23 protein-coding genes are annotated in these 18,285 nt (G+C 65.6%); 15 read left to right on the top strand and 8 right to left on the bottom strand.

Going from position 1 to position 18,285, the window contains the following annotated elements; genetic code table 11:
• Positions 1–254 precede the first annotated feature (254 nt).
• The 6 genes from mobC to AUV07_RS08930 all read left to right on the top strand — a co-directional run bounded on the left by mobC (position 255) and on the right by AUV07_RS08930 (position 5,644).
• A complete protein-coding gene (gene mobC / locus AUV07_RS08955; RefSeq protein WP_029266142.1) occupies positions 255–773 on the top strand; it encodes a plasmid mobilization relaxosome protein MobC in 519 nt (172 codons plus the stop codon).
• A gap of 2 nt (positions 774–775) precedes the next feature.
• Positions 776–2,182, top strand: coding sequence for a relaxase/mobilization nuclease domain-containing protein (locus tag AUV07_RS08950; protein ID WP_029266145.1), 1,407 nt, complete (start codon positions 776–778; stop codon positions 2,180–2,182).
• Between the two features lie 286 nt (positions 2,183–2,468).
• Positions 2,469–3,335: a metallophosphoesterase family protein gene (locus AUV07_RS08945; protein ID WP_062635489.1), complete on the top strand. Its 867-nt coding sequence runs from the start codon at positions 2,469–2,471 to the stop codon at positions 3,333–3,335.
• A gap of 571 nt (positions 3,336–3,906) precedes the next feature.
• Positions 3,907–4,617 carry a hypothetical protein gene (locus tag AUV07_RS08940; RefSeq protein WP_157523992.1) on the top strand — a complete coding sequence of 237 codons (711 nt, stop codon included), beginning with the start codon at positions 3,907–3,909 and terminating at the stop codon, positions 4,615–4,617.
• 362 nt (positions 4,618–4,979) lie between these two features.
• On the top strand, positions 4,980–5,324 hold the full coding sequence (locus tag AUV07_RS17605; protein ID WP_143049226.1) for a hypothetical protein: 345 nt from the start codon (positions 4,980–4,982) through the stop codon (positions 5,322–5,324).
• A gap of 20 nt (positions 5,325–5,344) precedes the next feature.
• Positions 5,345–5,644, top strand: coding sequence for a hypothetical protein (locus AUV07_RS08930; RefSeq protein ID WP_029266153.1), 300 nt, complete (start codon positions 5,345–5,347; stop codon positions 5,642–5,644).
• A gap of 5 nt (positions 5,645–5,649) precedes the next feature.
• Here AUV07_RS08930 and AUV07_RS17600 read toward each other — a convergent pair whose 3' ends face one another.
• Complete coding sequence (locus tag AUV07_RS17600) at positions 5,650–5,793, bottom strand: hypothetical protein (protein WP_156040315.1); 144 nt, start codon at positions 5,791–5,793, stop codon at positions 5,650–5,652.
• Between the two features lie 29 nt (positions 5,794–5,822).
• Here AUV07_RS17600 and AUV07_RS08925 point away from each other — a divergent pair, with 29 nt between their 5' ends.
• Entirely contained in the window at positions 5,823–6,104 is a 282-nt protein-coding gene (locus tag AUV07_RS08925) for a hypothetical protein (protein ID WP_029266155.1), read from the top strand.
• Between the two features lie 413 nt (positions 6,105–6,517).
• On the opposite strand, the gene AUV07_RS08920 is transcribed toward AUV07_RS08925, so the two are convergent.
• Positions 6,518–6,865 (bottom strand): histone-like nucleoid-structuring protein Lsr2, encoded by a 348-nt coding sequence (locus AUV07_RS08920; RefSeq protein ID WP_029266159.1) that lies wholly within the window; start codon positions 6,863–6,865, stop codon positions 6,518–6,520.
• Positions 6,866–7,015: 150 nt separating this feature from the next.
• On the opposite strand from AUV07_RS08920, the gene AUV07_RS08915 reads away from it, so the two are divergent.
• The 5 genes from AUV07_RS08915 to AUV07_RS08895 all read left to right on the top strand — a co-directional run bounded on the left by AUV07_RS08915 (position 7,016) and on the right by AUV07_RS08895 (position 9,908).
• Entirely contained in the window at positions 7,016–7,261 is a 246-nt protein-coding gene (locus tag AUV07_RS08915) for a hypothetical protein (protein ID WP_029266161.1), read from the top strand.
• Entirely contained in the window at positions 7,258–7,908 is a 651-nt protein-coding gene (locus AUV07_RS08910; RefSeq protein ID WP_029266162.1) for a hypothetical protein, read from the top strand. Before AUV07_RS08915 ends, AUV07_RS08910 begins: the two co-directional genes overlap by 4 nt.
• Positions 7,909–7,987: 79 nt before the next feature.
• Positions 7,988–8,185, top strand: a complete 198-nt coding sequence (locus tag AUV07_RS08905) for a hypothetical protein (protein ID WP_071327683.1) — start codon at positions 7,988–7,990, stop codon at positions 8,183–8,185.
• The gene (locus tag AUV07_RS08900; protein WP_029266166.1) at positions 8,182–8,787 is read left to right on the top strand and encodes a GIY-YIG nuclease family protein; all 606 of its coding nucleotides are present in this window, start codon (positions 8,182–8,184) and stop codon (positions 8,785–8,787) included. The genes AUV07_RS08905 and AUV07_RS08900 overlap by 4 nt, the downstream gene beginning before the upstream one ends.
• The gene (locus AUV07_RS08895) at positions 8,769–9,908 is read left to right on the top strand and encodes a hypothetical protein (protein ID WP_062635485.1); all 1,140 of its coding nucleotides are present in this window, start codon (positions 8,769–8,771) and stop codon (positions 9,906–9,908) included. The genes AUV07_RS08900 and AUV07_RS08895 overlap by 19 nt, the downstream gene beginning before the upstream one ends.
• 59 nt (positions 9,909–9,967) lie before the next feature.
• On the opposite strand, the gene AUV07_RS08890 is transcribed toward AUV07_RS08895, so the two are convergent.
• The 3 genes from AUV07_RS08890 to AUV07_RS08880 all read right to left on the bottom strand — a co-directional run bounded on the left by AUV07_RS08890 (position 9,968) and on the right by AUV07_RS08880 (position 11,836).
• Positions 9,968–10,369 (bottom strand): DUF3224 domain-containing protein, encoded by a 402-nt coding sequence (locus AUV07_RS08890; protein ID WP_197971866.1) that lies wholly within the window; start codon positions 10,367–10,369, stop codon positions 9,968–9,970.
• A 188-nt stretch (positions 10,370–10,557) separates the two neighbouring features.
• Positions 10,558–11,046 (bottom strand): hypothetical protein, encoded by a 489-nt coding sequence (locus tag AUV07_RS08885; RefSeq protein WP_029266170.1) that lies wholly within the window; start codon positions 11,044–11,046, stop codon positions 10,558–10,560.
• Between the two features lie 148 nt (positions 11,047–11,194).
• Positions 11,195–11,836 carry a uracil-DNA glycosylase gene (locus AUV07_RS08880; RefSeq protein WP_029266173.1) on the bottom strand — a complete coding sequence of 214 codons (642 nt, stop codon included), beginning with the start codon at positions 11,834–11,836 and terminating at the stop codon, positions 11,195–11,197.
• A 266-nt stretch (positions 11,837–12,102) separates the two neighbouring features.
• Here AUV07_RS08880 and AUV07_RS08875 point away from each other — a divergent pair, with 266 nt between their 5' ends.
• The 3 genes from AUV07_RS08875 (at position 12,103) to lspA (ending at position 15,235) form a co-directional block, all read left to right on the top strand.
• Positions 12,103–13,971: an alkyl/aryl-sulfatase gene (locus tag AUV07_RS08875; RefSeq protein WP_036331343.1), complete on the top strand. Its 1,869-nt coding sequence runs from the start codon at positions 12,103–12,105 to the stop codon at positions 13,969–13,971.
• A gap of 12 nt (positions 13,972–13,983) precedes the next feature.
• A complete protein-coding gene (locus AUV07_RS08870) occupies positions 13,984–14,607 on the top strand; it encodes a hypothetical protein (protein WP_051667916.1) in 624 nt (207 codons plus the stop codon).
• A 109-nt stretch (positions 14,608–14,716) separates the two neighbouring features.
• Entirely contained in the window at positions 14,717–15,235 is a 519-nt protein-coding gene (gene lspA, locus AUV07_RS08865) for a signal peptidase II (protein ID WP_081859717.1), read from the top strand.
• Here the strand turns inward: lspA and AUV07_RS08860 are convergent, their stop codons facing one another.
• The 3 genes from AUV07_RS08860 to AUV07_RS08850 form a co-directional block, all read right to left on the bottom strand.
• Positions 15,236–15,676, bottom strand: coding sequence for a VOC family protein (locus AUV07_RS08860; RefSeq protein ID WP_036331298.1), 441 nt, complete (start codon positions 15,674–15,676; stop codon positions 15,236–15,238).
• Positions 15,677–16,680: 1,004 nt separating this feature from the next.
• Complete coding sequence (locus AUV07_RS08855) at positions 16,681–17,520, bottom strand: F510_1955 family glycosylhydrolase (protein ID WP_029266184.1); 840 nt, start codon at positions 17,518–17,520, stop codon at positions 16,681–16,683.
• 145 nt (positions 17,521–17,665) lie between these two features.
• Entirely contained in the window at positions 17,666–18,274 is a 609-nt protein-coding gene (locus AUV07_RS08850) for a DUF305 domain-containing protein (RefSeq protein ID WP_029266186.1), read from the bottom strand.
• Positions 18,275–18,285 lie beyond the last annotated feature (11 nt).

The raw sequence follows: 18,285 nt of genomic DNA, 5'->3' as shown, positions 1-18,285 counted from the left end.
CATCTGCCCTCGAAGAGGCGCTGATGGGGTTTCTCCGTTTCGGAAGGTGGCGCCACGACCTGTGCGTGGAGGCGGGAGCCTTCATCCGGGTGTCGGGCCGGAGGCCTGACCAAGGAGTATCCAAGGACAGGAGCGCAGCGATATGTCTGACGGATAAACTGCTTGCCGTTATTTGTGTAGTCTGGGACCACCCTCGCGGAGCGGGGAAGCAAAGGCCCAGACTGCACAAAGAACCGAGCGAAGGGGACGACCTGATGACGAGGACCGGCAAGGCGAGCGAAGCGACGCCGCGTCGTCCGAGGAAGAGGGTCGTCAACTTTGCGAAGCGCCGCACACTGAGGTTCAGCGACGACGAGGAACGAGCCGTCGACGACGTGCGGCGAGCTTTGGCCAAGTCCTCCGGACGCGACCTCGAAGAGGTCTCCTTCTCCGAAGCTCTGCGCCTGCTCATTACTGACCGTGAGGGTGCCGCCGAGGTGGAAGCGAGGGCGCTGGCTATCGAGCGCCAGGGCCCGAACGTGACCGACTGGGGCCTGGCCGACATCTCCGATCGGCTCGGGTACGAGCTCGGTCCGATTCGCAATCACATCGCGCATATCGGCGGCAACCTCAATCAGATCGCGAAGCGGCTGAATATCGGCGACCCGGTGACCGCTGGGGAGGTCTCGGAGGCTCTCCTTACGGTGGCTGAGCTACGCGATGTTCCCGACGATATCGAGAAGCGCATCGCACGCCTCGTGGACCATGGCCTGCCGCCGCGCGGGACGGTGTAGTTATGCCTGTTGTGGTGGCGAGCTCGACGCGGTCGGCCGATGCGCTGATCAACTATGCGCTCGATGACAAGCCCGAGCAAGATGGCGAGCGGTACGTCATGGCGTCCGGCGTGGGCGGCATGCTGGTATCGGTCGCGAAGCAGCAGATGCGCGACGTCCGCAAGAAGTGGGGTAAGGACAAGCCTGGCGCGTTCGTCCAGGCGTATCACGTCATCCAGTCTTTCGCGAAGGACGAGTTGGACCCCGAAGAGCCAGACGACTGGCTGACGGCTCAGAAGCTCGGGACAGCACTCGCAGAAGAGAGGTTCCCCGGCCGACAGGTGCTCGTTGTAACACAACGAGACGGGCGAACAGGCTGTGTGCACAACCACCTCGTCGCGAACTCCATCGAGACCAAAACCGGCCGCAGTCTCAACAGTTCAGTCGTCACGCACGCACGCCTTGTCGAGGCACATGAGCGTGTTCTTGAACAGCGCGGCTTCGAGCAGCGAGCGGACCTCAAGCAGGCCTTCAGCGACGCGAACGAGCGCTTCGAGCGGGGCGAGCCGAGCGGTCTTCGCCGCGCCGGGTCGACCGCGGACAGTGAGCTTCGCGAATGGCAGCGGCACATCATCTGGGAAACAGAATGCGACCTCGCGGATGAGTTCGGTGCGCCCCGCAACAAGCAACCTTTTAGTCTCACCGTGCTGAGGGCGAGCATCGAGAACACGCTCGCCGATCCAGCCGTTGTCGACTGGGACAGCTTCGTCGAAGTCGGTAGAACCCGAGGCGTTCAGATCGAACAGCGCGGCAAGAAGGGCCGTGGCATTTCGTACGGCATGCTTCGCGAGAATCCGGACCGAACCCCAGCCGATCCAACGCCGAGTGATCGACGCCGCTGCACCACACTCGGCACGGCCTTCGAGAGGGACGCTGTTGAGACCGCTTTCGCTCGCAACAGCGCGGTGACATTGTCCGTGCCACAACACACGACTGTTGAACGCCGACTGTCGCCCAAGAAACGCATGATGATCGCTCTGGACGAGGCGACACAGGAGGCAAATCGCGCCGCGCAACGCCTGGTGGCTACAGCCCTGTCAAACGCCGACGCGATGACAAGCGAACACGAGAATTCCGGTGCGCACGCTCCCACCGAGCTACCCGCAGTCCCGGGCACAATGGGACTGTCGGAACTCCGAGAAACTCAGCCACGGATCGCGGACCCAGAGGAACCAGAAACGGAGGTCACGGTTCCCGACTACCGTCCGCACGACGTCGAGCAACCGCGATCGGCGCGGCCGCAGGCTAACACCGGTGAGAATCAGGAGACCTCCCCCAAGCCTCGCCCGCTGCGACTGCGGTTCCCCGCACTCTTCGAAGAGGCGGAGCTTTCCGCGCCCGATCACCAAGAACGGAGCATCGGCGACTAGCACTGTGCAGTGGGTGGCCGGTGACCGCCTCGTGTCCATATAGTGGTCCGACGGTGCCCACACTACATAGTCGCTAGTGGCAGTCCGAAAAACGGGCTTCAGCTGGTCCTTTACAGGCCGGTTCGTGGTCACTAACGGGACACCGGCATTTCGCTGGGCAGCAGGGGTGGCCAGAACATGACCACAATATGGTCGCTCGGCGCCCACTGATCTCGGCCGTTTCGCATTCTCCACGTTGAGTTGTCGACGCCATGTCCGAGTCGGCACTCACGGGCATGATGGATGGATGCAGATCCATGAGACAGCCGACAGCTTCGACCTGCCGGATGAGCGCGTGTGGGTCGTGGGCGACCTCCACGGCAATGCTGGATGGATTCAACCGCTGCTGCCCGCGATGCGTCGGCATGACCCATCGCTGCGCACCATCCTTCAACTCGGAGATTACGGTTTCGAGCATGCTCAGCCCGGGACTGGCCCGGTCGATTATTGGGCGAAGCGCACAGGCATCGAGCGCGTGCTGGTCACGCCTGGCAACCACGAAGAGTGGAACCACATCACCCCGGCGCAGGAAAGCGCCTCCGGTATGGCGATCAGGGTCAGTGACGTCGTGTGGCTCATCCCCCGGCCGTTCCGTTTTCAGATCGCGGGACGCGAGGTGCTATCGCTCGGCGGCGCGTCCAGCGTCGACAAGGCGTTTCGAACTGCGGGCAAGGACTGGTTCGAGGATGAACTCATCACGGAACCGATGGAAGCCGCCGCGATTGCCGGCGGCCCGGCCGACCTTATGCTCACGCACGAGTCTCCAGCGATCGCGGTACCGGAGGTGCAGCGGCTGCTCACGAACAATCCGCATGATTTTCCTCCCGAGGCGTTGGCCGTATCTGCTGCACAGAGAGAGCGTGTGCAACGTGTATCTGATGCTGCGCTCCCCCGCTTGCACATGCACGGCCATATGCACGTTTACGGTAAGTTTGAGCGCGAGGACGGCAGGACCGTGGTCAGTCTCGATCGGGACACGTTTGCCTGCAACGCAGGAGTGCTCGACCTCGCGGGCCTCGCGTTCAGCCCACTTCCACTCAACGAGATCCGCGGCGGAAGACGACGGTACAAGCACCGCGCTGATCAAGGCGATGGCGCCGTCGTTCGCAGCTGATGGACCGGCGGATCGTCACCCTCCGCGGGATGATGCGAGCAGCCCGGAAGCGACTGGCCTCATGCGCTCTCCACTTCGAGGCGCAGATCGCGCTGCCCCGAACCGGTTGCTGGGGGCTTAGCGAGCGCCCCAGCTCCGTAGGAGCATTCCGCTGAGCCCTGTGCTCATCCGCCCAGAACTCGTCTCCGGGCGTGGCACAAATCTGACCTCTCTGCCCTTCTAATCACGGGAATGAGACCTCACCGGACGCCGATGGAGCTAAGTGTGTCATTGGACCGCCAGCGGCCTGGATGATGATGAACCCGGCTCGATGCTGAACTCGATGAGCCGAATCGTATTTACTTTGTTTATTTCGCGGGGCAGCTCACGTTGCGCGCACGCCGGCCCACGCAGCTACGTGGTCACGTCGCTCTGAACACATCGACGCGGGACGTCGATAGCTAGGTCACGGGCGCCTGCCCCGGCCGCGCCGACTACGACGATGTCGACCTGATCGCTGAGGTTCTGCATCAACAGTGACCCCCCGCCGCTTACGCAAGCTATACTCGCTAATGACCGTTAGGATCCGATGATGTCGAACGCAACCGCACACCCCCTCCGCAGCGATCGACGCGCATACCTCACGGCGACTCGGTCGGACGAAGGTCGCGAGATCACCATCAAGATCGTCGGTCCTGTGGAATTCACGGACCACGAGGCCGAGGAGCTCGCGCACGAGCTGAACGTGCTGGGCTCCAGCGGTCGGCGCGCTCACCTCATCAGCATCCTGCAGGGCGTGAACAAGGCGCTCCGGCTCGAGGAAGAGCCTGGGCACTCGTCGCTGACGGAGGCTGAGCAGGACGCACTGCGCGCAGCCGGCTCGCTCGTTGAGCCGGAGAACGCGCTGCCTGTCGAAGAGCGCCCCAGCGTGCTCACGGCCCTCCGCCAGCAGGACATCCTCGCTGAGGCGCTGCCGACTAAGCGCGTCGCAGAACTGCTCGACGTGACCGAAGGCCGAGTGCGCCAGCGCCACGGCGAGGGGACTCTCTTCGCGATCCCGGGCCCCGGCCGCGGCCTGCGGTTCCCGACGTTCCAGTTCACCGACCACGGTGAGCTCCCGGGCTGGGGAACGGTGAGCCGAGCGCTGCCCGAAGGGGCGAACCCCGTGGCCGTGGAGTACTTCCTCACTCACGCTCACCCCGACCTGGGAGACGGCGAGCTGACTCCTGCCCAGTGGCTCGCAGCCGGCAAGCCCGCAGAACCTGTCGCGGCGCTGGCCGAGCAGGCGTTCTCGATCCGATGAGCGCGCTTCCTGCCCCCGACGCATCGAAGTTCCCGCATCCTCTCCCCCCGAGCGCTGTCCGTACGCTGCCGGCCGGCACGATCTTCGGACGCATCTACGACGCCGGCGGCGCTCACCCTGCCCGGTGGCACGAGCTCCGCCACTTCGGGCCCACGGGGAGCCGATTCGATCACCACCCCGATCCCGTGGGTCACCATCCGAACCACGCCGTGACCTACGTCACGCCCCAGATCACGGTTCCACCGGAGACGGCAGTTCAGAGCCTCCTGCTCGTTTGCCTATCAGAGTGCTTCAGCGACCGAGGCGTCATCGAACGCGGTGGCGTCGGAGCGGGAGGGACCGGGGGCACGCAGCCTCGGTTCGTGCTGTTCGCGACCACCCGCGAGATCACACTCCTCGACCTTATCGACAGCACCTGGGTCACGGACGTCGGCGGGAACGATCAGATCAACACTGGCGATCGGTCGCTGTCCCGGCCGTGGGCCCGCGCCATCCACCAGGCATATCCCGACGTCGACGGCGTCTTCTACCGCCCCCGCACCATCGCGCAGCGTCCGCAGCTCCCCGAGGCTCGCGCCGCGGCGCTGTGGGAGCGCGCCGAAGACGCCCTGCCGGTGAGCCCGACCGCGGACATCGAACTCAGCTCGCCTGGACTCACCGTGACGCTCGAGTCGTTCGCGAAGACCCTAGGCCTCGGCTTGGCGTAGAGACCCGAAAGGAGGGTGTCATGACCGCCCGTACCTGGTCTCAAGACCTCGAATACCTTCGCACTACGCTCACGCGTGCTCAGCAGACGCGCTATCGGCGCCAGGAATTTGTCCAGCTCGAGGACGGCAACACGGAGCTCGGATGGGTTCTCTATGAACGCGAGCAGATGCTCGCAGCAGTGAACGCTCTCCACGCCGCTGCAGGCAAAGCGCCCGTCTCGAGCGACCAGCTCCAGGCTGCAGAAAGCAGTGCCTGTGGCCATGTCGACTATACGTCGAAGTTCGCCATCGGGTGCGCGGACCTGGTGGCCGCGGAATGAGTCCGTCATCCGCCACCCCGCACGCCTCCGACTCGGCCGAGCAGCGCATGGCGGAGCAGCGCATGGCGGAGCGCGCGATCGTCGCGGCCGTCGCCGAGCAGCTGGGCGTCGCGCTCACTCCCGCTCGGATCGCGATCGATGACGCCCACATGGAGATCGACGGGCGACCCCAGACCGCATGGTCCTCGTGGAGGCCTACGCCCGTATCGGCGCACTCAAGGGTGCGCAGCCCCGCAAGCTCGCCACCGACGCGTTCAAACTCGCCTGGGCCGGTCAGAAGCTCGGTGCGACCCGGCTCATCCTCGCCGTGGCTGACGAGGCGGCGGCCAGCTACCTGCATCGCCCGGGCGCGTGGCTGACGGCTTCCATCCGCGACGCCGGCATCGAGATCATCGTCGCCGAACTCGGCGACGTGATGCGCGAAGCGATTCTCGCGGCGCAGGCTCGTCAGTACCGCTGAGATTCAGCTACTGTAGCTCGCGGCGGCCGCGACGGAACTTCTTCTTCTTGAGCGGCGCCGTCGGCCGTGGATCAGCTGCCTGCGAGAGCGGATCGACGTACCCTCGCCGGTTCGCCGGCACCCACCCCTTTGGTGTGTGATCGCGCTCAGCATGGCGTGCGTCGAGCCCGGCCTCACGCCGTTGCCCACGTGCGCGCCCCGCGCGCGCCTGGCGCTCTTTCGCGATGCGTTCACGCTCCTGCTCACGCAGGACGTCCGCTCGCCGCTGCTCCTCAGACGTAAGCCGCGGGGCGCCATCAGAGGAACGAACCGGGTGCTTCTTTCCGTCGCCGACGCGCAGACGGATACTCGCGGCGTTCTTCGCCTTCCAGTTCGTCCCCTGCTCGAACCCGCGCGCCTCTCCCACGGCGGCCTCAGTGCGCGGCGTCGTACGCCTGCTGCACCGCGTCGGGGACGCGGCCGCGGTCGGAGACCTGGTGACCGTTCTCCTTCGCCCACGCGCGGATTGCCGAGAGGTCGCGCTTGGCGGCGCCCTGCGAGTTCCGGCGCCCACGGCCTCCGCGAGTACCGCCGGCGGACACCCGGCGGGCTGCCGCGATCCACGGCTCAAAGGCCTCTCGCAACGCTGCTGCGTTCTTCTCGGACAGATCGATCTCGTACGCGGTGCCGTTCAGGGAGAAGGTCACCGCCTCGCCGGATCCGACTTCCAGGACTTCTCCGTCGATGTCGTCGACGAGCTGATGCACGATTTTGCGGGCCATGCCGCCGAACATATCAGCCAGCATCTAAGCCGAATCGCAATGGTGGCCGATATCCCGCGAACTGCGTGCGGGATTCGAGACCACTCTTGTCGATGTCGACCTCTCGACGTACCATTACTAATGCATTACTAACACGCTTGGAGGCCTCGAATGGCTGCACGACCGATCAGTTTCGCCGTCGAAGAGACGGACGTCCCTTTGCTCCAGGAGCTCGCCGATGCGTTCGGCGGCGGCAACCGCAGCGAATTCCTGCGCGTCGCCATGAAGGAGTTCAAGAAGAAGCTCCGCGTCCAGCAGATGAACGATCTGCACGCCGAGATGCTCGAAGAGCGCGGCGGCAAGGTCTACACGACCGAGGAAACGCTCAAGCTCATCGAGGACTTGGGAACCTCATGAACAGCCAGCGGGAGCGCCCTCGGATCGCGGTCGTCTACGACATCAACGTCTACCTCGACCACATCCGTAGCGGCACCGGAATGCTGCTCCCCGACAAGCTCCCCTCCCCTTCGGCGGCATCCGACGCTCTCTCGCTCGCGTTCGATCAGCAGGTGCGTTTGTTCACCTCGCCGCACATCCTGCGGAACGTCCACCGCCTGATGATCGCCTCCGGGCAGTCTGAACGAACCACGGCCAAGTACATCGAGTTCGTCGCCGAGGCCTGCGACGACTCCGGAGGCGCGATCGTGGACCCGGTCGTCCGCGACTATGCCATCGGGAATCACGAGGACAATAACATCCTCGCCCTCGCGAAGGACCCCGCCGTCGACGCGGACGTGATCGTCTCCTCCGACCATCACCTCATCGATCTCGGTCCCGCATGGAACGGCCGGCTGATGATGCGGCCGCGACAGTTCACCTCGCACATGGTTCGGTCCAGCTTGCAGAGTGCGGCTCAGCACACCCCCGCCCCGAAGGTGCCGCGGACTCCCGCGCCACCGAAGCGCGTCTCCGATGCCTTCCCCGAGCTTCGCGGTGTGCACCTCGATCGGTATGGTCTTGCTGGCTCCTCCGCACCTCAGCGAGAAGATGGCCTGCAGCACTGAGAACAACCCGGGACACTGCCGACCTTCGAGGACAATCCGTGGGAATGCGGTCAACGAGGGCATCGTGCATGATGACCTCATGAGCGCATCGCACGACGTCATCACCCCCGCCGAGCTCGGCCGCGAACTCGGTCACAACGACGGTGATCGGCCCGGCATCACTGTGCGCCGCTATCTGCGCGAGCGCTACCCCGACCACTTGAAGAACCAGCGCTGGGAGCTGACCCCCGAGCAGGCCGACGAGGTTCGTGCGCACTTCGGCAGGACCTCGGCGTGAGCGCTGACTCCCTGCACGACCTCACCAATCCTGCCGTCGCCGCGCTCACCGGAGAGCGCTGGGCGATCATGGAGGCCGCGCAACTCGTCCCCGCCCGTCCCGGACTGTACGCCATCTACGGCGACGAGCAGGCCTGGCGGGATCTCCAGCTTGAGCCGGCTCCGGATCATCCCCTGTACGTCGGCAAGGCCGAGGAGAGCCTGGTCTCGCGCGACCTGAACGGTCACTTCGCCACGAACCCGAAGTCCAAGCCCCGCACCGGCGGGTCCACGGTCCGGCGGTCGTTCGCCGCCCTCCTGCGCGACTTCCTCGATCTGCATGCGGTCCCGCGCAACCTCGCGAAGCCGGAGCGCTTCGCGAACTACGCCCTTGCCGACGGCGGCGACGCACGCCTCAACGAGTGGATGCACGCGCGCCTCCAGCTCTCTGTCTGGCCGGCGCCAGCGGACATGCGGGTCCCGCTCGGCGACGTCGAGACCAGCGTCATCGTGCGCCTCACACCACCGATCAACTTGGACAAGAACCCCGGCAGGCTCCCCCGGCTCTCGGCTGCTCGAGCCGCGATGGCCGCCGAGGCCGCCGCGTGGCGCCCCGAGGGCTGAACGCCATCGTGGAACTCGAGATCACCGCTACTCCGCGCGAGACACTCGTCTGGGCGCCGTCGACCGAGCACGCTGCACAGCTGCGACGAGAGCTGACTGACTCCGGCTACCTAGTGCTCGATGCTGATCCGTGGGAGCTGAACCAGCAGAGCATCATCCCCGAGGGCGAGCATCTCGAGTTCGACCCTGCGCGGATCTTCAACGTCGACATCGGCGCCGACGCGAACGCGTCCCTGCAGATGCTCGTCGACTCCGGTCACGTGCTCTTCTGGCACCGGTGGCATCCGCGACCAGCCCGGAAGATCTGGGGGGTCGCCGTCTCGTCGCAGCGTGGTCGCCGAGCAGGCACCAGTCCGGTCGAAAGCGCCGTGCACTTCGGACTCAAGGTCCGCGGCAGCCGCGAGCTCGGCCTCCGCATGTCGCGCGAGACCTACGCCCGGATCAACAAGCGCTCCTCCCTGCAACGCTGGTACCGCGAGGAGGACCCGTATCTCTGGGACGCGATCGACGACAGATACGAGGACCCCGACCACCGCATCTACACAGACGCATGGTGCTCGTTCCTCCAGGAGCTGGCACTGGCGAACTACGACCTCAACATGGCGCACTTCGCCTCCCTCGACACTGCCGAGTTCGATGCCGCGCTGCAGGCGGCAATCACCAGCCAACCGGGCATGACCGAGGTCACCGATCTCACGAAGTGGGATGGGGTGCCCGGCCTCTACGTCATGGTGCTCGACGAGTACCGCCAGGCGTATGTCGGCGCGACGAACGCCTCGGTCGGAGTGATGAAGCGCATCAAGCAGCACTGGACCGGTGCGAAGCCTCTGGACCGGTTGATCTGGCCCGATCCCCGAACGTCCATCCTCTCGATCGACAGCTTCAGAGCTCTCGACACCACGCGCATCTTCGCCGCCAGGACCTCGCGGTCGTTCGACGGTGAGAACCCGCTGCTGGACCTCTTCCCGCCGCAGTTCATGTTGAACCGCATCATGGGCGGCCGCGATGTAGTGAAGCTCGCCGGCCTCGTCGGCGTCGACCAGGTCATCAGAACGCGCGTCTTCGACGCCGCCGCGCCTGACCAGCAGACTGAAGCCGCGAGCAATCTCAGTCAGGCCTGAGACACCTTCAACAGGCGAGCCGCTTGCGCTTCACCCGTGCTGTCAGCTCAGCGCGTAGGTCAACAGGTAGCGGTGTTCCCGTCGATGATCTCGAGGTCGAGCGTTCCGGTGATTCCTGCCAGGTCCGCGGTTCCCGAGCCGGGCACGATCTCGTAGCGCAGCTGTTGGTCGGGTGCCGTCATCGTTCCGAACTGCTGGAACGCGAAGCCTCCGCGCAACCCGTCGAGCTCGCCGTCAACGGTTTCCACGGCGACATAGCCCGCCTTTCCGGTTGCCGGATCGCCAGCTGCGAGCATCGTCCCGGCCCCCTGCCCGGCAAGGTCACCCCGCCATGTCTTGGTGATGACCATTCGGCGGATGCCCGCCTGATCGTGCTCCGCGGGCTCGAGCGACACCTCGAACGTTCCTCTTGCCGTCCTCATGTCGCCACTGACCTCCGCGGTCCTGATCTCTTCGCCCATCAACGCGCTCAACGGTGTCCTCTTCCTGTCATGGCTTCGACGTTACGGGGCGCGAGAACCAGCGTGCTTGAAGATTCGCGACACCATGTGTCCGTCGGGACTCGCCTGGAACGAGCCACCAACTGCAACAGAACAGCCCCCATTCGCTCCGAGAGCGTGGGGGCTGTGCCGACTAGTGAGCGAAGTGCTTACTCGCGGCTGAGGCGCACGGTCATCGTGGTGCCCATCGCGGTGACCTCGTAGCTGAGCTCGTCGTTCTCGTACGTGAACGTCTTGGTCGCGTCGCTCGATGCCATGATCGAGGACTCGGTCTTGGACGTGTCGTTCGCCGAATCGAAGGTGAACGAGTCGCCCTCTGCCGGGACCTCGACGGTGCCGGCCCAGTACAGCGACTTCGTGTCACCGCCGTCGGCGACCCAGTGGACCTCGATCGTGTCACCGGTGATCGTGGCCTCCTGCCACGCGTCCTCGGAGTTGGAGTTGTTCTGCTTCCAGGAGCCCTCCAGACTCACCGGCTCCGGAGCTTCCTCCTCCTGGACCTGCTCGGTCTCGGACGAGGAGGACTCGCCGCCAGACGACGAGCTGGACGGTTCGGGAGATGCGCACCCCACGGCGCTGATGCCGAGGAGTGCCAGAAGTGCGATGGTCGCGCCGAGCTTGGGTGCTGTGATGTTCAAGGGATGCCTCTCCGAGCAGGTTGATGTCGACGCTGACCGTATCAGCGCCTACTGACACCTTCGGTTCTCAGTGCGAGACGCGAAAGGCGCTGATGACCATCGTTACCGGACGGTCATCAGCGCTCGCGTGGCGAGCTCCCCGTGCCCGTCATGGCGTCGATCGCACGGGCTCGAGCAGACCTGCCACCTCGACGAACGCGTCGGCTCGTCGCTTTACGCGTGCAGCTCTCTCCTCGAGATCCCGCACGAAGAGAGCCTGCGGCGAAGGGTGAAACGTCCGAACGACGGTGAGACCCCGCTCACGCTCGATCTCAGGGGACTGCCTAAGCAACCGGCGCCAGGCGTGATCCGCATCACCACCCTGGAGTAGCACGACCTTCAGCCTCGGCGCGAGTTCCAGCAGGTGCAGGATCGTCTGGACGCCGGCATCCAGCTCAGCCGCCTTCGGGGCGCGGTTGATGTACCAGGGGTACGCATTCCACGGCAGCAGCTCGTACGGAGATAGCGCTGCTTGCTCGAGCAGGACCGCCTGAAGCTCGGCGCTGCCGTCGTTGTTCTCGACGCAGATGAAGCCCGAACCCTTGCCGTCCTGCGTCGCGGGCCCTGGATCGCGAAGAATGCTCAGCACCCGCGCTTCGACTCCACCATGAAGGGGCGCGACGTACGGCGCCCACCCGCGGCCGACCTCACGCAGTTCGTCGACGTACTCGTTGACCGGCGCGATGTGCAGCGCATAGCGATCGTCCCACTGCTGCTGTCGAAACTCAGGGTCCGCCATACGTCGGGGCATGCGCCGACGGTATCAGCCAGCGTCCGTCCGGGTGTGCGGGATGCCGCACGTGCGACCGAGGGAGTCGCCACCCATGAGGCATCCCGCGTGAGGCCTCCCCAGCCTCGTCCCCAGAACCGGACACCCGCGGGGGCCCGCGGTGATCCGATACCTCAGGATGCCGCGTGACAGCGGCCGGCACAAGGTTCAGACGAAAGGTGGTTGTCACCGTCTTTCGTGACCGCAAGACTCGTCGTGAACTGTTCTTCGGAGACGGGAGCACCATCATGGGTCAGCGCGACGCATCAGAGACCATCCGGCAACAGCAGGCAGAGCTGCAGGCACGGCTCCCGTTCGACGATGAGCGGGATCTCGCGGCGGCCGAGCGAGGATTCATCGGCACGCTAGACGAGCCTGCGATCCGCAACGCCGCCGGCGATATCATCTGGGACGCGTCCACCTATGACTTCTTGCAGGGTGATGCTCCGGAGACGGTGAACCCGAGCCTGTGGCGCCAGAGCACGCTGGTCGCCAAGCACGGCCTGTTCGAGGTCGTGCCCGGCCTGTACCAGATCCGCGGGCTCGACCTGTCGGTGATGTCATTCGTCGAGGGCGACACCGGCGTGATCGTGATCGACCCGCTGATCTCGAAGGAGACCGCAGCCGCGGCGATGGCGCTCTACCGGCGTCACCGCGGTGACCGCAAGATCACCGCTGTCATCCACACCCACTCTCACATCGACCACTTCGGCGGCGTGCAGGGCATCGTCTCACAGGCCGACGTCGACGCGGGGGTCGAGATCATCGTCCCCGCGGGCATGGTCGAGCACGCGGTGGCAGAGAACGTCTACGCGGGCACCGCGATGGGCCGGCGCGCCGGGTACATGTACGGCGCGGCACTCGCACGCGGCCCGCAGGGGGCAGTCGGCGCCGGTCTCGGACAGACGACGTCGACCGGGGAGGCGACCCTGCTCGCGCCGACGCTGGAGATCACCGAGACGGGGCAGACCCACACCGTCGACGGGCTGGAGATCGAATTCCAGATGGCGCCGGGCACCGAGGCGCCCAGCGAGATGCACTTCTACTTCCCGAAGTACCGGGCGCTGTGCATGGCGGAGAACGCCACGCACACGCTGCACAACCTGCTCACCCTGCGGGGCGCGGTCGTGCGGGATCCGCACGTGTGGTCGCAGTACCTCACCGAGGCCATCGAGCGTTACGGCGACGACGCCGAAGTCGTGTTCACCTCGCACCACTGGCCGACCTGGGGCAACGCGGAGATCCGTGAGTTCCTCGGTCTGCAGCGGGACCTGTACGGGTACCTGCACGACCAGACGCTGCGGATGCTGAACCAGGGCATGCAGGGCGCCGAGATCGCCGAGGCGATCCAGCTGCCGCCCGCGCTCGAGAACGCCTGGCACGCCCGCGGCTACTACGGCTCGGTCAGCCACAACGTAAAGGCCATCTACCAGCGGTACATGGGCTGGTTCGACGGGAACCCGGCTCGGCTCTGGCCGCACGCGCCGAAGGAGCAGGCGAAGCGCTACGTCGACGCGATCGGAGGCATCGACCGGGTCCTCGAGCTCGCCCGCGCCGCCTTCGACTCGGGAGACTTCCGCTGGGCGGCCACACTGCTCGACCACGCGGTCTTCACCGAGGAGAACAATGCGGAAGCGAAGGCGCTCTACGCCGACACCCTCGAGCAGCTCGGCTACGGCGCTGAGAACGGCACCTGGCGCAACTTCTTCCTCTCCGGGGCGACCGAACTGCGCGAGGGAAACTTCGGTACCCCGACCGTGACCAACGCCCCAGCCATCCGAGCGCAGCTCACCCCGGAACAGCTGTTCGATGCCGTCGCGATCACCGTCGACGGCCCGCGCGCCTGGGACCTCGACCTCGGATTCGACATCACACTCAGTGATCTCGACCGCTCGTTCCACGTCACGCTCCGCAACGGCGTGCTCGTCTACGTCGAGCGCGAACCCGCCACAGATGCCGCACTGCATCTCACCCTCACCAAGGAGCGGCTCATCCGCCTCGCCGGCGGAGACCTCGACGCCGAGGGCCTGGACGTGCGCGGCGACCTCGGCGTCCTGAAGCAGTTGCTCGGCGTACTGACCCCCGGAGACCCGGCATTCGAGATCGTGCTGCCCTAAAAGACGGCGCGCATGGACGCCACCGAGAAAGTCACTCATCCCGGCCGGTGGTTGGAGGTGGCCACGGTGGTGCTGCTGTCCATAACCGCGGTCATCACCGCATGGTGCGGATTCGAGGCGTCGAAATGGGGCGGTGAGATGTCTATCGCCTTCAGCCAAGCGTCCAGCGCACGTGTCCAGGCCGCCTCCGCCGAAAGCAGGGCCCAAGCGGCGCGCCAATACGATCTGACCATCTACACCGAATGGGTGCTCGCCACCGCAGACGACGACCAGGAACTCGTCACCTTCATCGAGGAACGCTTCACGGACGAGTTCCGGATCGCGTTCGACGCCTGGACGGCGGAGGGGCGCGTATCCCAGGGGCCCCTCGCCAGGGAGGAGTACATTCCGCCGGGGACCGAGGAAGCGGAAGACCTGCACGCGCGCGCGGACGCCAAGTTCGACGAAGCACTCGTGAACAACCAGCGCGGAGACAACTACGCTCTGCTCACCGTGCTCTTCGCGCTCGTGCTGTTCTTCGCGGCGCTGTCCCAGAACCAGCGCGCCGAATGGCGCCGGCGCACCTTCTTCATTCTGGGCCTGACTCTCGCTGTCATCGGTGTGGTCATCTTGGCGACGTTCCCCGTGAAAGTGTGACTGGCGTCGAAGCCCTGACCTCTCGGCCATAGCCCAGCGAATAGTCTGGTGAAGCCGGTAACCGAAAACCGGCCCGGCACGAGCTATCGCACGAAGAGGGAACTGCACAGTGACGTCACCGACCACGAACCGACGCTCGGGAGTGCGCTGGTCCTTCCTCGCCGGGCTGGCCATCGCAGCGGTCGTCGTCGCCGTCGACCAATGGACCAAGATCTGGGCCGCCTCTGCGCTCTCGGGCGGAGAATCGAAGGACGTCCTGCCACCGGTTCTCGAGTTCCAACTCACCGTCAACCGTGGCGCCGCGTTCTCCCTCGGCACCGACTTCACCTGGCTGCTCGGACTCCTCGCCGCTGCCGCCGCGGTCGCCATCACGGTCTACCTGTGGCGGGTGGGATCGCTCTGGTGGGCAATCGGGCTGGGCCTGGTCCTCGGCGGTGCGATCAGTCATGCCGCTGACCGCCTGGCACGCGGTGGCGTCATCGACTTCATCGGCTACTTCGATCTGTTCATCGGCAACGTCGCCGACATCGCGATCGTCGTCGGCGGCATCTACCTTGTCGCGCTCGTCCTCCTGCGTGTGCCGACCCGCCGCATCAAACCGACCCCGGCGCCCTCGCCGGCGTCGTAGCTATCGCCAGGGCATGTGCTGCAGGCACCAGGTGTTGCCGTCGGGGTCGGCGAAGAAGGCGTAGAACACTCCGCCGAGGTCCTCGACCTCGCTGATCTCGACGCCGCGCTCGACCAGTTCGGCACGAGATGCCTCGATGTCGGCGACCACCAGGTGCAGCCCTCGCAGGGTCCCCGGAGGCATGTCGAGCGTGGGCAGGCCCTCGGCCAGGGTGATCGAGCATGCCGAACCCGGTGGCGTGAGCTGGACGATGCGGACGCCGGGCTCTGGGTTGATGTCGACGTCGAGCCGAAAGCCGAGCTGGTCTCGGTAGAAGGTCTTTGCTCGTTCGATGTCGGTGACCGGAACCGGCACGAGCTCCAGCAACAAGGCTCCCGGCGGCACGGGTGGGTTGGTCAGATCGTTGACGGTGTCGCTTGGGGGAGTGGATGCGTCGGTCATGGATACCGCCCTTCTTGAGCTGGATGCCCCGCAATCGAGGGGCCGATGATCTGCGGTCCGAGTCTGCCCTCGGCCTCGATCTCCGCCAGTCTCGCTGACGGCTACCGAATCGTCGACCCTCGGGCAAGGGCTTCGAACAAGCCCATCTCTTGCCACCTGAACGTGCGCTCTCGATCGGCGATCTCGATTGCCCGCCGGAGCTCGCTGAGTACGCCGGGGATGATTCGATATTCGTGCCGATAACGCAGAACGCCGATGACTACGGCGTGGAGCTCGACACGGTGACCTGACACCACGCGTGGCGATGAGCCAACTGCTACACGATCAGTGGCTCCGTTCCGGCGTGCGCTAGCGGCGACCGTCCAGGCTCAACGCCAGACCCTCGCCGCAACACGAGACCGAGATCCCTCCCCTGAAGCAGTTCCCGGCGAAGCTCGCTCGGAACCGCGTCATGGGTGGACGCGACGTTGCCCGCTTCGCCGGCCTCGTCGAGATCGACAAGGTCATGAGACGTTGGGATGTCCCTGTCTCTTGACGCCGCGATTCGGCCAGTCATTCACGCCGTTCATCGGAGGCCGGCGGCGATCGCCAGACCAGTGCTACCCCGATGATCGTGGTGATGATGGCGACGTCGTAGCTCGCCACCGTGTACGTCCACCAAGTGCCATTGTGGCTTCCGTATTGTGTATCGGTGCTCAGATGGATCAGGACGAGCGCGGGTCCGGCTGCCAGGAGCACAATCCCTAACCGCACAAGTCGGCGGTGCAGTCGGTACGCACGCGACGGGCGAGGTGGCGGCCTGCTCGGTGCGGAACGATGGCTGAGCGCGGACAGGCGGAGCGGATCGAATCGTGCGTCCGGCGACATCAGAGGATCGCTCCAATCGCGAGGTAGGTGGCGAAGGCGAGGAGGACGACGGCGATCGTTGCCGCGGTGATGAAGAAGACGAAGTTCCGGAACGGATTCTTGTGTTCGTTCATGGTGGATTCGTGAGTGGGCTGCGGTTACCGGGCCGGGCTGAGGACGGTGAAGCCGTCGACAGTGACACCAACGATGCCTCGGTCATCGACGAGGATGATGCGGTCATCGATGGTGCTGAGGGCTTGAACGGCTCCGTCGAGTGGCCCCAGCTGCTGCCACGTCCCGTTCTGATCTTGGGCCCAGAGGACCCCGTCGGTGCCGGCGCCGACGAGTGTGCCGTCTGTGCGTGCTACGAGGGCGTAGAGCAGGGGTGATTCGGGGACGGGGGTGAAGGTGTCGCCACCGTCGGTGCTGACGAGCAGTCCTTCTTCGGTGGCGGCATAGAGCCCGGACTCTGTGGCGGCGAGGTCGGCTGCCGCTAGAGGGGCATGGGTGGTCCAGTTCGTTCCGTTGTCGGTGCTGGAGAGCAGGTCGATTTGGCTGGAAGCGATGCCGTACAGGGTTCCGTCGGGGCTGGCGGTGAGGACGTGGAAGTCGGTTGTTCCGTTCAGGGCGATGGGCGACCAGTTGAGGCCATAGTCATCGCTACGGATGATGCCGAGGTTCGGGGATCCCAGCTCGGCCGGGGTTTGCTCTCCGGGGTGTCCGGAGGCGAACAGGGTGTCGCCGGTGACAGTGAATCCCATGGCATCGAAGTCATGGCCGCCGACGGGTCCGGAGACGTTCCCGTCCGGTGTGACGGTGAAGATGCCGTTGTGCGTGGCGACGAGCAGATCGTCACCGCGGGGGTCTTCGGCGATGCCGTGGATGTGGTCGATGCGGGGTGTCGCATCGGGCTCGTCGGACTGCGCGGCAGTACAGCCCGTAATGACGAGCGTCAGCACGGGGATGGTTGCGGCGGCGAGAAGAAATGATCGTTTCATGATGGTTTCCGGGTAGCGGCCAGGAGGGTGGCCAGGCTTGTGACGCGGGCAGCAGGGAGCGCGCCGCGGGGTCGGTCTTCGCGCGGGGCGATCGCGCGGGAAACGCAGGGCGGGTCGTTCGGGAATCGGCCCGCCCCGCGTGGTTCTACAGTTCTCCGAGGAGGTCCTTCATCGTGGCGATCTCCGCCGTCTGGTCATCGATCACCTGTTGCGCGAGCTCGAGGACGTCCGGGTTCTGCGCGTCGTCAAGCGCCGTCTGTGCCATGTCGACGGCGCCTTCGTGGTGCACGATCATCTGCTCGAGGAACAAACGGCTGGCCTCGGTCGCGTCGGCGTCTTCCAACATGGTCATGTCCTCTTCGGACATCATGCTGTCGTCGCCGCCCATGGAGCCGTGGTCCATGCCGCCCATCGAATCGGGGTCGTACTCCACACCCCAGTCCTCGAGCCACCCGAGCATCTTGTCGATCTCCGGGCCCTGCGCCGCCTTGATCTGTTCGGCGAGCTCGACCACCCGCGGGTCCGCGCCGTCCTTGGCCAGCAGAATGTCCGACATCTCGATGGCCTGCTCATGATGAGGGATCATCATCGTGACGAACATCTCGTCAGCCTCGGTTGAGGCCGACGAGGACGTCGACGCGGACGGTGAGCTGCTGGTACCGGACGGCGCGGTGCCGGTGTCGGCGCAGCCGGTCAGTACCAGGGCGAGGGTGAGAGCGCCGGTGCTGAGTGCGAGGGGGATCTTCTTGTTCATGGTCGTTCCTT

The sequence above is a fragment of the Microbacterium sp. CH1 genome, assembly GCF_001595495.1.
Lineage (GTDB): Bacteria > Actinomycetota > Actinomycetes > Actinomycetales > Microbacteriaceae > Microbacterium.
This window is presented reverse-complemented; position numbering and strand designations above follow the sequence as displayed.

Excerpts from the sequence above, each read along its gene's own strand:
- mobC (WP_029266142.1), top strand. The coding sequence starts at position 255 with ATGACGAGGACCGGCAAGGCGAGCGAAGCGACGCCGCGTCGTCCGAGG.
- AUV07_RS08950 (WP_029266145.1), top strand. The coding sequence starts at position 776 with ATGCCTGTTGTGGTGGCGAGCTCGACGCGGTCGGCCGATGCGCTGATC.
- AUV07_RS08945 (WP_062635489.1), top strand. The coding sequence starts at position 2,469 with ATGCAGATCCATGAGACAGCCGACAGCTTCGACCTGCCGGATGAGCGC.
- AUV07_RS08940 (WP_157523992.1), top strand. The coding sequence starts at position 3,907 with ATGTCGAACGCAACCGCACACCCCCTCCGCAGCGATCGACGCGCATAC.
- AUV07_RS08930 (WP_029266153.1), top strand. The coding sequence starts at position 5,345 with ATGACCGCCCGTACCTGGTCTCAAGACCTCGAATACCTTCGCACTACG.
- AUV07_RS08925 (WP_029266155.1), top strand. The coding sequence starts at position 5,823 with ATGGTCCTCGTGGAGGCCTACGCCCGTATCGGCGCACTCAAGGGTGCG.
- AUV07_RS08920 (WP_029266159.1), bottom strand. The coding sequence starts at position 6,865 with ATGGCCCGCAAAATCGTGCATCAGCTCGTCGACGACATCGACGGAGAA.
- AUV07_RS08915 (WP_029266161.1), top strand. The coding sequence starts at position 7,016 with ATGGCTGCACGACCGATCAGTTTCGCCGTCGAAGAGACGGACGTCCCT.
- AUV07_RS08910 (WP_029266162.1), top strand. The coding sequence starts at position 7,258 with ATGAACAGCCAGCGGGAGCGCCCTCGGATCGCGGTCGTCTACGACATC.
- AUV07_RS08905 (WP_071327683.1), top strand. The coding sequence starts at position 7,988 with ATGAGCGCATCGCACGACGTCATCACCCCCGCCGAGCTCGGCCGCGAA.
- AUV07_RS08890 (WP_197971866.1), bottom strand. The coding sequence starts at position 10,369 with ATGGGCGAAGAGATCAGGACCGCGGAGGTCAGTGGCGACATGAGGACG.
- AUV07_RS08880 (WP_029266173.1), bottom strand. The coding sequence starts at position 11,836 with ATGCCCCGACGTATGGCGGACCCTGAGTTTCGACAGCAGCAGTGGGAC.
- AUV07_RS08875 (WP_036331343.1), top strand. The coding sequence starts at position 12,103 with ATGGGTCAGCGCGACGCATCAGAGACCATCCGGCAACAGCAGGCAGAG.
- AUV07_RS08870 (WP_051667916.1), top strand. The coding sequence starts at position 13,984 with ATGGACGCCACCGAGAAAGTCACTCATCCCGGCCGGTGGTTGGAGGTG.
- AUV07_RS08860 (WP_036331298.1), bottom strand. The coding sequence starts at position 15,676 with ATGACCGACGCATCCACTCCCCCAAGCGACACCGTCAACGATCTGACC.
- AUV07_RS08855 (WP_029266184.1), bottom strand. The coding sequence starts at position 17,520 with ATGAAACGATCATTTCTTCTCGCCGCCGCAACCATCCCCGTGCTGACG.
- AUV07_RS08850 (WP_029266186.1), bottom strand. The coding sequence starts at position 18,274 with ATGAACAAGAAGATCCCCCTCGCACTCAGCACCGGCGCTCTCACCCTC.